The 13,749-nt window shown below is 41.0% G+C and carries 13 protein-coding genes; 12 read left to right on the forward strand and 1 reads right to left on the reverse strand.

All coding sequences use genetic code 11. From position 1 onward, the window contains the following. Positions 1–10: 10 nt before the first annotated feature. A complete protein-coding gene (locus tag Q0218_RS00910; protein ID WP_297965408.1) occupies positions 11–604 on the reverse strand; it encodes a TonB-dependent receptor plug domain-containing protein in 594 nt (197 codons plus the stop codon). A gap of 569 nt (positions 605–1,173) precedes the next feature. On the opposite strand from Q0218_RS00910, the gene napA reads away from it, so the two are divergent. From napA to Q0218_RS00970, 12 genes are all read left to right on the forward strand, one after another. Beyond that, complete coding sequence (gene napA / locus Q0218_RS00915; protein ID WP_297965409.1) at positions 1,174–3,960, forward strand: nitrate reductase catalytic subunit NapA; 2,787 nt, start codon at positions 1,174–1,176, stop codon at positions 3,958–3,960. A gap of 2 nt (positions 3,961–3,962) precedes the next feature. After that, the gene (gene napG / locus Q0218_RS00920) at positions 3,963–4,727 is read left to right on the forward strand and encodes a ferredoxin-type protein NapG (protein WP_297965411.1); all 765 of its coding nucleotides are present in this window, start codon (positions 3,963–3,965) and stop codon (positions 4,725–4,727) included. Further along, complete coding sequence (gene napH, locus Q0218_RS00925) at positions 4,724–5,521, forward strand: quinol dehydrogenase ferredoxin subunit NapH (protein WP_297965412.1); 798 nt, start codon at positions 4,724–4,726, stop codon at positions 5,519–5,521. The genes napG and napH overlap by 4 nt, the downstream gene beginning before the upstream one ends. Next, on the forward strand, positions 5,518–6,138 hold the full coding sequence (locus Q0218_RS00930) for a nitrate reductase cytochrome c-type subunit (RefSeq protein WP_297965414.1): 621 nt from the start codon (positions 5,518–5,520) through the stop codon (positions 6,136–6,138). The genes napH and Q0218_RS00930 overlap by 4 nt, the downstream gene beginning before the upstream one ends. Next, positions 6,138–6,614 carry a 4Fe-4S ferredoxin gene (locus Q0218_RS00935; protein WP_297965417.1) on the forward strand — a complete coding sequence of 159 codons (477 nt, stop codon included), beginning with the start codon at positions 6,138–6,140 and terminating at the stop codon, positions 6,612–6,614. The genes Q0218_RS00930 and Q0218_RS00935 overlap by 1 nt, the downstream gene beginning before the upstream one ends. Next, positions 6,611–7,579, forward strand: coding sequence for a hypothetical protein (locus Q0218_RS00940; RefSeq protein ID WP_297965419.1), 969 nt, complete (start codon positions 6,611–6,613; stop codon positions 7,577–7,579). The genes Q0218_RS00935 and Q0218_RS00940 overlap by 4 nt, the downstream gene beginning before the upstream one ends. Further along, entirely contained in the window at positions 7,576–7,923 is a 348-nt protein-coding gene (locus tag Q0218_RS00945; protein WP_297965421.1) for a chaperone NapD, read from the forward strand. Before Q0218_RS00940 ends, Q0218_RS00945 begins: the two co-directional genes overlap by 4 nt. A 68-nt stretch (positions 7,924–7,991) precedes the next feature. After that, positions 7,992–8,606 (forward strand): hydrogenase-4 component G, encoded by a 615-nt coding sequence (locus Q0218_RS00950; RefSeq protein WP_297965423.1) that lies wholly within the window; start codon positions 7,992–7,994, stop codon positions 8,604–8,606. Continuing rightward, complete coding sequence (locus Q0218_RS00955; RefSeq protein WP_297965425.1) at positions 8,593–9,051, forward strand: hypothetical protein; 459 nt, start codon at positions 8,593–8,595, stop codon at positions 9,049–9,051. The genes Q0218_RS00950 and Q0218_RS00955 overlap by 14 nt, the downstream gene beginning before the upstream one ends. Before the next feature lie 292 nt (positions 9,052–9,343). Next, complete coding sequence (locus tag Q0218_RS00960) at positions 9,344–10,531, forward strand: major outer membrane protein (RefSeq protein ID WP_297965427.1); 1,188 nt, start codon at positions 9,344–9,346, stop codon at positions 10,529–10,531. Between the two features lie 83 nt (positions 10,532–10,614). Next, positions 10,615–11,175, forward strand: a complete 561-nt coding sequence (locus Q0218_RS00965; protein ID WP_297965429.1) for a cytochrome c — start codon at positions 10,615–10,617, stop codon at positions 11,173–11,175. A 183-nt stretch (positions 11,176–11,358) separates the two neighbouring features. Further along, positions 11,359–12,549, forward strand: coding sequence for a major outer membrane protein (locus tag Q0218_RS00970; protein WP_297965431.1), 1,191 nt, complete (start codon positions 11,359–11,361; stop codon positions 12,547–12,549). Positions 12,550–13,749 lie beyond the last annotated feature (1,200 nt).

A 13,749-nucleotide genomic window follows, 5' to 3' on the forward strand; every position in this document is an offset into this window, starting at 1 on the left:
GATCTGATAGCTAAACATGGCTGAACAGAGTCATAGTTACGTCCGCGCCAAGCCCCCATCTACTCCAGCTGCCGTATCTGCCAGAAACCTTATAAACAGGGGTAAAATTTGCTTTTTTGCTGACTAAATTTACGACCGCGCCGCCGTCGCTCCTGCCGTATAGGATAGAAGCTGGTCCTTTTAAAATCTCGACGCGCTCGACGTTTGCGGTGCTGCGCCTGATCTGACCCGAGTCTCTCACGCCGTCTCTATATATGTCTCCGCCGTCTACGCTAAAGCCTCTTATTTTTATACTCTCGCCGCGCATATCGTAGCCTGCGTCGATGCCCGCGTTTCCTTCTAGGATACTAGAGAGATCATTCGTGCCGTAGTTGCGATTTTTTTGGATATCGATAGTTTCGATGGTTTGAGGCGTTTGCTTGTTGCTAAGTCCGTTTCTGTTTACTTCCGCGCTATCGTATGCGACGTAGCCTTTTAGGTTATCTTGCTCGGAAATGCCTTCGACTTCTACGCTTGGAAGCATCACCGAGTAGCCGTCCGTCTTTGCATCTGCGGCAGCAAAAGTAGCCAAAATAGCGACTGAAGCAAAAATACTAAGTCTCATTATTCTCCCTTGATTTTAAAATAAAAATGAGATTATATATCGTATTTGCTTTATAAATCGTTAAAGGTAGATTTGATATATCGGTCGTGCTTAACGGTCATTAAATACGAAGCGGTGCTAAATTTATGAGATTTTCGTGCGACGTCGTCTTGAAAATTTATGATTTTCGTTTCTAACTTAAATTTATCTCAAGTAGGGCGTTTAATTATTTGCAAATTTATAAAACATCGCTTCGTGTCATAATTTTTTTCAAAAATCAAAATTTTTTATGATACTGTGTTACTATTTTACTCATTTTTTTTATATATTTGTCGGCACGACCTAAAAATTTATGCGTTCGGTTATCAAAACGTGTCTTTAAATTTAGTCGTATAGAAAAATATATTTTCGCGTTTGAATCAGTTCCTAGCCCTAAAAATAAGGATAATAAAGATATTTTTTGTCTCAATTTAAATAACAAATATTGCAAAAAAACTAATTAATTTTCATCAACCCAAATTCAGCTTTTAACAGCTAATATCGCCGTAATTTTTAAGAACTATCTTAAAAAATAACTAGGAGAAAACACAATGGATCGACGAGATTTTATAAAAAGCGCCGCCGCAACCGCTGCGTGCGCAAGCGCCGGTATAGCGCTTCCTTCAAGCCTTAGCGCTGCGGGTAACGAGGCGGAAAAGGGCTGGCGCTGGGATAAGGCGGCATGTAGGTTTTGCGGAACGGGTTGCGGTATAATGATCGCAACCAAAGAGGGCAAAATCGTAGCCGTCAAAGGCGACCCGGAAGCGCCGGTAAACCGCGGCTTAAACTGCATCAAGGGTTATTTTAACGCTAAAATCATGTACGGCTCAGACCGTATCACTCAGCCTCTTCTTCGCGTAAACGAAAAAGGCGAATTTGACAAAAAGGGTAAATTTAAACCGATCAGCTGGGAAAAAGCCTTTGATATCATGGCTGAAAAATATAAAGAAACCATGGCTAAAAACGGCGTGCATTCAGCCTGCGTTTTCGGCTCTGGTCAATACACTATTTTAGAGGGTTATGCGGCGGTTAAGCTATGGAAAGCCGGCATCAGAAGCAACTCCATAGACCCGAATGCTCGCCACTGCATGGCTAGCGCGGTTACGGGATTTATGCAGACGTTCGGTATAGACGAGCCTGCGGGCTGCTACGACGACATAGAGCTAACCGATACTATCGTACCGTGGGGCGCGAATATGGCGGAGATGCACCCGATACTTTGGGCGCGTATAAGCGATAGGAAGTTAAGCGATCCCGAACGCGTAAAAATCGTAAATATCTCTACTTATTCGACTAGAACCTCAAACATCGCCGATATGGAAATTTTATTCGCTCCTTCGTCAGACGTCGCTATCTGGAACTACATCGCTCACGAGATCGTTTATAATCATCCAGAAGCCATCGACTGGGACTACGTAAATAGCCACTGCGTATTTGCGACGGGACCTGCCGATATCGGTTACGGGCTTAGAAATAATCCAAATCATCCTAACTACTCAAACGAAAAAGACGTCGTAGAGACGGAGCTTCATAAGAAACTAAGCAAAAACGAAGGCGTAACTCTGGGCTATCTAGGCTATAAAGAGGGCGACGTGATGGAAAATAAAAATACGGCTACCGCGGGCAAGCATTGGCAAATCACGTTTGAGGAATTTAAAGAAGCGCTTAAACCTTATACGCTTGATTTCTCCGCTCCGCTAATAAAAGGCGATCCAAACGAGGATTTGGAAGAATTTAAGAAAAAACTAAAGCAACTAGTCGACTGGTATATCGAAAAGGGCAGAAAAGTAGTTAGCTTTTGGACGATGGGCTTTAACCAGCACCAACGCGGCACTTGGGTAAACGAGCAAGCCTATATGGTACATATGCTACTTGGCAAACACGCAAAACCGGGCGAGGGCGCTTTCTCGCTAACGGGACAACCAAGCGCATGCGGAACGGCACGCGAGGTCGGTACTTTCGTTCATCGCTTGCCTGCGGATATGGTCGTAGATAACGCCGAACACCGCGAAATAAGCGAGAAAATTTGGAAACTTCCTAAAAACACGCTAAATCCGAAAGTCGCCTCCCACTACGTAAAAATGATGCGCGATATGGAAGACGGAAAGATGAAATGGGCGTGGGTGCAGGTAAATAACCCGTGGCAAAATACCGCAAACGCAAACCACTGGATAAAAGCCGCTCGCGAGATGGATAACTTTATCATCGTTTCAGATCCGTATCCTGGCATCTCGGCTAAGGTTGCCGACCTGATCCTACCTACTGCGATGATTTACGAAAAATGGGGCGCGTACGGTAATGCTGAGCGCCGAACGCAGCACTGGAGACAACAAGTCCTTCCGGTAGGCGAAGCGATGAGCGACACGTGGCAAATGCTGGAATTTGCTAAGCGCTTTAAGCTAAAAGAGGTTTGGGGCGAACAAAAAGTGGACGATAAGCTAACGCTTCCAAGCGTGCTAGACGAGGCAAAAGCCATGGGTTATAGCGAAGAAGATACGCTATTTGACGTGCTTTTCGCAAACGAAGAGGCTAAGAGCTATCCTGCAAAAGACGCTATAATGGAAGATTTCGATAACTCCGAAGTTTTCGGCGATAGCAGAAAAGTAGTCGGCTCAGACGGAAAGGTATTTGAGGGATACGGATTTTTCATCCAAAAATACCTTTGGGAAGACTACCGCAAATTTGGCTCCGGTCACGGACACGATCTAGCCGACTTTGATACTTATCACAAAGTGCGCGGACTAAGGTGGCCCGTCGTAGACGGTAAAGAAACTCAGTGGAGATTTAACGCCAAATACGATCCGTATGCCAAAAAATATGCCGAAGACGGCAAGCAGTTTGCATTCTACGGAAATAAAAAAGCCAAGTTGCAAAAAGGCGATCTAGCAAAAGTAACTAGCGGCGACGAGAAATTTTCGATCGCCAATAAAGCCAAAATTTTCTTCCGTCCTTATATGGATCCGTGCGAGATGCCTGATACTACGTATCCTTTCTGGCTATGTACGGGCCGCGTCTTGGAGCACTGGCACACAGGCACTATGACTATGCGCGTTCCTGAGCTTTACCGTGCTGTTCCAGAGGCGCTTTGCTATATGCACGAGGGCGATGCGCAAAAGCTAAATTTACAACATAACGACGTAGTTTGGGTTGAGTCTCGCCGCGGCAAGGTAAAAGCAAGAATTGATCTTCGCGGACGAAACAAAACCCCTTCGGGCCTAGTGTACGTGCCGTTTTTCGATGAAAACGTATATATCAACAAAGTCTGCTTAGATGCGACTTGCCCGATCTCAAAAGAGACCGACTATAAAAAATGTGCGGTTAAAATTTACAAGGCTTAATAATGCAAAATAGAAGAGAGGCTTTAAAATTCGGGTTAAAAGCGATTAGTTTGGTTCTCGCGGGCGGTTTCATCTGGAGTACGCAAACGACGGCTAAAGCCCAAACTCTACTCATCAGACCGCCCGGCGCGCTAAAAGAGAAAAATTTTCTTAGCGAGTGCATACGTTGCGGGCTGTGCGTAGAAGCCTGTCCTTGGGATACGCTTATGCTTGCGGATTTAGACGACGGATTGCCTTACGGCACTCCGTTTTTTACGCCGCGTAAAATTCCGTGCTATATGTGTCCGGACATCCCGTGCACGGTCGCCTGTCCGACGGGTGCGTTAGACGTGAAGCTGGTAAGCGAAGATAACGGCAAGCTAAATATAAATAAGTCTAAAATGGGTATAGCGGTGCTAGATCCTAATTTTTGCATCGCTTACGAAGGACTTCGCTGCGACGCTTGCTACCGCGCTTGCCCTTTGATAGACAAGGCGTTAAAGCTTGAATACGTTCGCAACGAACGAACGCAAAAGCATGCGTTTTTTAAACCGGTCGTAGATGCCGATTACTGCACGGGCTGCGGTATGTGCGAGCAAGTTTGCGTGACGCCTAAGGCTTCTATTTTCGTGCTTCCACGCGAAATAGGGCTGGGATCTAGTAATGAACAATACGTCGAAGGCTGGATCGAAGGGCAAGACAAAAAGCTAAAAGACGTAACGCCGAAAGATTTTAAAGGCGATGATAAAAAGCTAAACGACTATCTAAACGGCGGAGATTTGCTATGAAATATTTGATTTTAAGAAGAATAAGTCAAATTTTGATTTTGGCTCTATTTTTTGCGAGTAACTATTATGGAGTTAAAATTTTACAAGGCAATCTCAGCTCGTCTTTGCTATTTGGAGTCGTTCCGCTTAGCGATCCGTTTGCGGTTTTGCAGCTGTTTTTAGCGGGTTTTTCTATCGGCTCTACCGCCGTTTTAGGAGCGGGGATAATACTAGCTTTTTATGCTTTTATCGCTCCTAGAGCCTTTTGTAGCTGGATTTGCCCCGTAAATATCATCACCGAAACTGCTCGCTGGTTTAGGGTAAAGCTAGGCTACGACAAAGATAAAAAATTCGTAAATTTTACGAGAGACGCTAGATATTATATCCTCGCGTTTACGCTTTTTTTATCGTTAGTTACGGGCGCGCCGGCATTTGAGGGCGTTAGTTACATAGGTATCGTGCAGCGCGGCATTATCTACGGCGGTACGCTTTGGCTATTCGTTGCTTTTGGGTTGTTTGCTATAGACGCATTTTTGGGCGATAGACTCGTTTGTTCAAAGCTCTGCCCTCTGGGCGCTTTTTACGCGGTCGTCGGCAAATTTTCGCTTTTACGCATAGAACATAACGCGAGCAATTGCACCAACTGCATGAAATGTAAGCTTATTTGCCCCGAAAATCAAGTGCTGGGCATTATCGGCAAGCAAAGCGGGTTTATAAAATCTAGCGAGTGCATTAGCTGCGGACGCTGTATCGACGTTTGCGGCGACGATGCTTTAAAATTTAACATTAGAAATTTAAAGGAGAAAAATCAATGAAGGCGAGAATTTTGGCGGGATTGGCATGCGCCGTCCTCATATTTTCGGGCTGTGCCGAAGCTAAAGAAGAGCAAAAATCATCTAGCTCCGCGCAAACTCAAAAAACGGAGCAGATAAAAACTAATTCCGATAAAAAAGAAAAAGTAAAGCTAAAAGACGGTAAAGACGCCAAAGACTTAAATATCTTGCGCGCCGCTAACGACGTTATCGACGAAGACGATATAAAACTAGCCGATATTAACTGGACCAAACCGGCCGCGGGCGAATCAAAAAGATACGACCGCTCTTTTGAAAACGCTCCGCCGCTAATCCCTCATGATTTAGAAGGACTCATTCCTATCACGGCGGATAATAATATGTGCGTTAGCTGCCATATGCCCGAAGTCGCAAAAGACGTCGGCGCGACTCCGATCCCTAAATCGCACCTTTATAGCATAAGGAATAAAAAAGACCTTGAGGGCAAGCTTAGCGACGACCGCTTTAACTGCACTACGTGCCACGTACCGCAGGCTAACGTAGAGGCTAAATTTAAAAATAACTTTAAGCCTGAGTATCGCGACGCAAACTCGACAAGTCGCTCAAACCTTCTTGACGTGCTAAACGAGGGCGTCAGATAATGACGGCGGACGCTTCGAGGCGTAAAATTTTTTCTAAAATTTTGGGCGGTAAACCCGCTCAAAATTTCATCGCACCGCCTTATTTTTGCGGCGAATTTGATTGTGCGGGCTGCGACGCGCCTTGCGTTAGCGCCTGCGAAAAAGAGCTTTTAAGCTTTGAAAACGAGAGAGTAAATTTTAAATTTAAATCCTTTGGCTGCGATTTTTGCGAAAAATGCGCGCTAGCTTGCGAGGATGCGGGACGAGAGGTTTTAAATTTAAAATTTTCTTCTAAAATCCAAGCTAAATTTTCCATCGACGTAAATGCCTGCCTTGCTTGGAACGGCACGATTTGCTGCAGTTGTCAAGATATTTGCAAATTTAGGGCGATTGACTTTTTCGGAGTTTTTCGTCCGAGTATAAATCAAAAATGCGCCGGCTGCGCGCAGTGTATGGAGGTTTGCTTCGTGAATTCTATCAAAATGGAGGCATTATGAAAAAAGTTATTTTATTTTTTACGGCTTTTTTTTGTTTAAATTTTACGAATTTATCGGCCATGCCGCTTGAAATCTCGCAGCCAGATAAATCGATAAAAGCGGGTGCAAACGTTATAAGCTCGAATTTGATAGATGAAATTTTATATCTAGGCACGGACGGCGGCGAGCTTGATATTTACGACATAAAAGCGGGCGAATTTTTAGAACCGATTAAATTTCGTACGGTAAAAACGCATTTTAGCGACGCGGAACCGGCTAAAATTTTTAGCATCGACCGCCTAGGCGACGCGCTTTTGGTTTTAGCCGAGATGGATTATAACGAGAGGTATTTGTACGTTTTTAAAAAAGAAGGCGCTGGCTGGAGTGAGGCTAGCAATATGCGTTTAGAAAATAAATCCGCCAAAAAAGCCTTTTTTATCGACGCGAAAACCGCCGTCGTATCGGATTTTGGCAACGAAATTTATCTCATCGACCTAGATAGCAAAAAGGCCGTCTTTAAACATAAATTTTCAATCGCTCTCTACGTGGATTTTGAAATAAACGAAACCCGCGATAAAATCGCCATCGGAGCCGAAAGCGGCGTGATTTATATCTATAATCTAAAAACGCGCCAGACGGAGCAGACGCTAAATTTCTTTAAAGACAATATGTACGACATCGACTATAAAAACGGCGTCGTTTCGGTCGGAAGTATCGACAAGCAAGCCGGCGTTTATAACGGCGAGACGAGTTATTTTAAGGCGGATTTTATTGTTTATGCGACCGCGCTTAGCCCCAGCGGCAAAAGTCTAGCGTTTATGAACGGCGAGCAAAGCGACGTGTCCGTTTACGACGTAGCGAGCAAGAAAAAACTCGCTATCGTAAAGACGGGGCAGCAAATTTTAAACGGACTTTATCTCTCAAACGGAGGCAGGCTAATTAGCGTCGCATACGAAAAAGAAGTTAAATTTTGGAGCGTAAAATGAATATATCAAGCCTAGTCGTCTATAAAAAAGACGGCGCAAGCGAGCAAGAAATAATCTCGCAAATAGAGCAAGTAAAGGGCTGCGAGGTCGTCGCCGCGCAGGAAGGCAAGATAGTGGTCGTGATGAGCGTGGAAAATTTAGACGAGGAGATAAACCGCTTTAAAACGCTTGAAAGACTTGAGGGCGTTAGTGGCGCGGCGATGATTTACAGCTATCAAGAAGACCTCGCCGCCGATATAGAAAGCGTTAAAAAAAGCGGCAAGATAAGCGATATACTACTCGATGAAAACATTGATGCGAAGGATATCGTCTACAACGGTCACGTCGGCGATAGGGTAAAATAAATTTTGCCCCTTAACTTTATTCTAATTTTGACGATATATAATGCATAGTAAAATTTAAAGGATAACATATGCAAACTAGTGTAAACGCCCTACGCCAAAATCCATATACTCCGCAAGTTCAAGGTAGCAAGGAAGCAGTAAATTCGGATCAAAAAAATATACGGGAAGCCTACGCAAATATCGACGTAAAGCAGCTGACAAATAGCTATTTGGCTCATTTTCAAGATATTGCAAGCTCAAATTCGAACTCAAATCTTTTATCTCAAGTTTGGACGTTTAGCGGCTCGGCAAATTTTAGCGATGTATCCGGCACTCAAAGTAAAAGCATAAATTCTCTCGAAGATATCTTATCGGCCGTTGATTTTAAGACGATCGGCTACGAGGGCAAACCTATATGGCAACTAAGCCAGAGCGAAGCTAGCGATTTAGTTAGCGAGAATGGATTTTTCGGTATCGCAAATACTGCGGATAGGATTTCAAATTTTATTATTAACGCCGCCGGAGACGATCTGGAAAAATTGCAAGCGGGAAAAGAAGGCATGCAAAGAGGCTTTAAAGAGGCAGAAAAAATTTGGGGCGGCAAGCTGCCTGAAATTTCGCAAAAAACTATAGAAAAGGCCACACAAAGTGTAAATAAAAGAATAGCCGAACTCGGCGGGAACGTCCTTAGTGTTCAAGCTTAAATTTATAACTCTAGCGGCAATTTCGCTCGCGGTAAGCGGATGTTCGTGGTCGTCTGGCAACGCGCCCGCGCCAAAAAAAATAAATCAAAAACCACCCGTTCAAAAGCCGGCTCTAAACGGTTCTTTGCGCGGCGTAATACTAGACGTAGCCTATCAAGACGGTAAATATTGCTACAATATCAGCTCTATAGACGCCTCAAACGGTAAACTGCCAAGCGGTAAATATTGCGGCGGTAGGTTGTATTTCTCAGCCGGCGATACGGTTTACGTCAGAGTATCAAATAACTATATCGCCGATATGATACTCATAAAAAACGGCGATAGTCGCAAAAGCGCGGTACGTAAATCTAAGCAAAAAGTAGCCACAAAAAACACGCAAAAGCAAGAACCGACTAAAAAAATTGTAATCGACGTGCCTAAAAGCGAAAATATCAGCTTTGATTAGCCGTTGATTTACCGAAATATTTTATAATTCCGGCAAGCAATCAAAGTTAGAACTCCTTTTAGAAAGGGGATGTGTATCCCCTTTTTTATTTTTAAAAATCCTTTTTTCATTTATCGTTTTTAAGTTTTATCCCTAATTTATATATATTAATAATATCTAGTATCAATAATATCGTACTAAATGCCCTATTTTCGCCTAAATTTACTCTAGGTATATAAAATTTTATTATTAAGCTTGTAATGCCAGGTTTTGTGCTAAAATTACGCTAATCAACTTTTACGAAGGAGATATTATGAAACTCGCTAAAATTTCTTTAGCTGCTTTGGTTGCGCTAGGCGCTTTTTCTACTTTAAATGCTACTCCGCTTGAGGAAGCTATTAAAAACGTAGATTTTTCAGGATTTGCAAGATACAGATATACTAGCGATAAGGTAAAGCTTAACGATGCTAAAACAACTAACGCTAATCATAGATTTAGATTTGTAGGTACTTTTAAAGCTGCTCTTGACGATAATTTCTTCGGCGTACTCGGCCTAAGATACGATTCAAAGGACGGTTCTGGATTTAACACCGACACCACTGATACTCAAAGCGCTCTAGCAGTTAGAGAATTTTACCTTGGCTATACTGTAGGCAACACTACTATTACGGCCGGTAAACAGTTTGTGGGAACATATTTTGACGATGACTTAGCCGGTACGGGCTTAAGAGTAGTTAATACTGATATATCGGGTCTTACTCTAGTAGGTATCGCATTTGATGCTCTTGAGACCAGCGGTATTCGCGATTACGACGGTAAGTTGTTGCCAAGCCTAAACGCGGGCGGTAAAACTAATAGCCTTAACCTTTATGGCTTAGGAGCTATGGGAAGTTATGATATCGTAAATTTCAAAGCTTGGTGGGCATATCTTGAAGATACTGCAAATCTTTTTGCGGCTGATGCTGCCTTGAAATTAGATTTTGATGCCGTAAAAGTAGGCGTTCAAGGTCAATACGTTCACAATGAATCTGACGATAACGACTTCGGCGATGCAAATTTCTTTGCTACTAAGGGTGACGTAGGATTTTTTGGAGTCGGTTTAAATGCAGGTTATATCTACTTTAAAGCCGACGATAATAAAAAATCGTTTGTAACTATCGAAGATAACGGTAAGCTAATCAACCCTGCTAAGATTATTAACTCTGTGATGACGGGTAGCGCTCAATACTACAACAATATCAAAGACAAGAATGATTATTGGTTTATCGGAGCTTCGTATAAATTTGACAAATTCGGCGTTTTTGCTAACTATATAGACGGCAAAGGATATAGCTGGCAATATGCAAAAAGAGTTGATAGAGATGAGTGGAACATCGGCGGTAACTACGCTTACAGCAAAAAACTTAACTTCTCTACATTCTATGCGGCAGCTAAAGAGAAAAACGGAGACTTTAGACACAAACAAGATCGTATAAGATTTGAAGCAAAATATAGCTTCTAATAAAAACAGATCTCTTTTATGCTATAATCCCAAGCAAAATTCCATTTGCTTGGGATTTTTAAATTTATCCACAAAGGTTTTTTATGAAATTTACTAAATTTTCGCTTTTGGCATGTCTTTGCATTTTTTCTTTTGCAGCCGACGAGCCTAGTTATATATTTGAGGCAAAGGGCGAATTTGCAAAAGAGTTAAAAAGTTTGGTAGAAAAATATTCTAAAGACGAAAACATAAGTATAAACGTTTATGAAAAAGCTCCCGAAACGGATAGCGGAGGTAAATTTTTAAATATCGGAGTAGATAGCAAAAGAAGATATAGCGTAGAAAAAGGTCGAGAACTATACGCTAAAAACTGCGCCTCTTGTCATGGTGAAGATGGTAGTAAAAGAGCTTACGGCTCATCGGAAAAGCTAACTAATATAAGCGCTGAGGCTATCGAAGCTGCTTTTTCAGGCTATCTAAACGACTCGGAATACGGCGGAAATATGAGAAATCTAATGAAAACCGTAGCAGCAAAGACGACCTATAATGATTTAGGTGCTATAATAGCTTTTTTAAAGGGTAAGGATGCACTACTATCTAGCGACTCTTCTACTGAAAATTCTGATGTTTCAACTACTCCAACCCAGGGAAGCTACCTAAAATAATTAAATTTGCCGAGTTTTGTAAACTCGGCTATCTCCAGTTTTTTCTTACTTTATGCCAGTTTCTATATTATATTTCGGTAAATGTTTGGTAATTTTTAATGAAAATATTTGGATTTTAAGCTTATTAAAGGTTATTTTATGCTAATATTCCAAAATATTTAATTTTATTTTAGGAGAATATAAATGAAGATTGCTAAAATTTCATTGGCAGCTTTGGTTGCACTAGGTGCTTTTTCAACTGTAGCAAGTGCTACGCCTCTTGAGGAAGCTATTAAAAACGTAGACCTTTCAGGATATGCTAGATATAGATATAACAATGTAGCAGTCAAAAACGCTAACGGCGTAAAAAATAATACGATTGCACATCATCAGTTTAAATCAGAATTTTCTTTTAAAGCTGCGCTTGATGATAATTTCTTTGGTGTTTTAACGCTTAGATACAATTCATCTGATAGTTCTGCTTTTGGTGCTGACAATAGAACTGACAACACTGATACTTCAAGCCCATTTAATGTTAAAGAATTTTACTTAGGATATAAAGTAGGTGCTACTACTATAACTGCAGGTAAACAAACTATAGGTTCATTCTTTACCGATGATGCAGTAGGTACCGGCGTAAGAGTAGAAAATCAAGATATTACCGGCTTGACTCTAACCGCATTTGCATTTGATGCTCTAGAGAACAACAACGAGAGCGACGGTGCTATTTACACTAATGCTCCTGGTATTTTCAATAATAACCTATATGCAGTAGCTGCTATCGGTTCTTATGATCCGGTAAGTTTTCAACTATGGTATGCATCTTTAGTTGATTCAGTTAATCTTATCATAGGTGACGTAAACTTAAGCCTTGATATTACCGATAGCGTTAATGTCGGAGCAAGAGCGCAATATGCTCACGCGGATATAGACAATGATGTAGGCGCAAATTTTAAAGATACTGATTTTTACGCTACTGAGCTTGGTACTAAACTATTTGGTGCTGATGTAGCTGCCGGTTATATCGGATATAAAGTTCATGATAAAGCTAACGGTTTTGTAAGTCTAGAGGATCAAGGTTCATTTATAGAGGTTGGCGAGATAAAATCAGCTCTTGATTATACTGCTCTTCAAGGTAGAGGTAACTTCTGGTTCTTAAAAGGCGGATATACTTTTGCTGATAAATTTAGACTAGGCGGCGAATACTCTAATGGTAAAGTTAGAGATGCTGCAAACGTAAAAGAGAAGTATCAAGAGTATGTAGCTAGACTATCTTATGATTACAGCGCTAAGCTTCAGTTCTCAAGCTTCTACGCTTATGAAATCAATAAACACCAAGATAGCTCGAAAGATAAGACTAAATTCTTAAGATTCCAAGCTAAATACTCATTCTAATTTAAGACCTCGGGCTTAGTTCCGAGGTTTATTTTTACTATTTTAATTTTCTTACCGATGGTTATATAAATTACTTAATTTTTCTATTTATCTTCAGTATCGCCAGTTTTACTCTATCTTATCTGTATTTATAGTTATATAAAGTCGACAAAATCATTGCTAACTTAAAAACAAGTGCGTCAGATCAAGCTACCGATTGGATTAAAGGGCTCAAATAGTCCAAATCAACCTTTTTAAAGTGTATATTGACGGCTAGTGCTGTGAATTTATTATGTCGTCGGTAAAGTAACTTTTGGACTTTAAAATATATCGTTATGCTGATAAAGGGCCTTTACCCTTGTAAGAAGAGGAAGTAAATTTAAAGAAGTAGGTTTAGAATAAGTTGTGAAGCCCTCTATTATTTTTTTATAAAAGTATTCCGTTCTATGCCACCCAAATTTTAGCTAATTATGACAGATGTGAAAATATTCGTAGTTACACCCCAAAAACCTGAAAGACAAAATTTAAAGCGCCTTTATAAAAAATAAAATTTCTAAAATGTCTTATTTGGCTAAATTTAAAATCAGCTACATGTAAAATTTTTACGTAAAGAATGTCTGAACATACATTTTGCAACATAGCTGGCATGGCGAATCAAATATGCGTATTTATTAGCAAGGCCTTAAGTAGCTTTTTTTAAAGAAAATGCTACTACTCACGCAATAAGGCATTATCCAAACTAAATCAAAGCCGGCTTATTTGTCTATTGATGTAACGATCTGTGTTATTTTATGATAGTTCGTATTATGCCCTGTCCATTTTGCGGAAATTTTATTCTACAAGCCGTTACATCTTTTTGGCGTTTGAAAGATCCTTGTTGCTAACTAAATCCAAAACGGTAGCGGTATCATTAATGGACGACGCATTAAAGCCTAGTAAAATTATTAACATAAGCCTGGTTTAGATGCTTATTTTTCGCTTACATAAATCCGCTAGAAACGCGAGCGTTTAAATTTATCGCACTACGGTTATTTTTGATTCAGGCTAATCTTAGCTTGGGTTGTCTTGCAAAAAACTACTTTGTATATAGTTTTTTACGTTTAATGCTTAATAGCCTACCTATGCGGCAAAATTTCGTTAAATTTGATTTTGCAATTTGGACTTAAATCATTTGCCTAAATTTACTCGTTTTATAAAGTTACAAAAAACAAGTTATCAGTG

It is taken from the genome of uncultured Campylobacter sp., assembly GCF_938039245.1.
Taxonomy (GTDB): Bacteria; Campylobacterota; Campylobacteria; order Campylobacterales; family Campylobacteraceae; genus Campylobacter_A.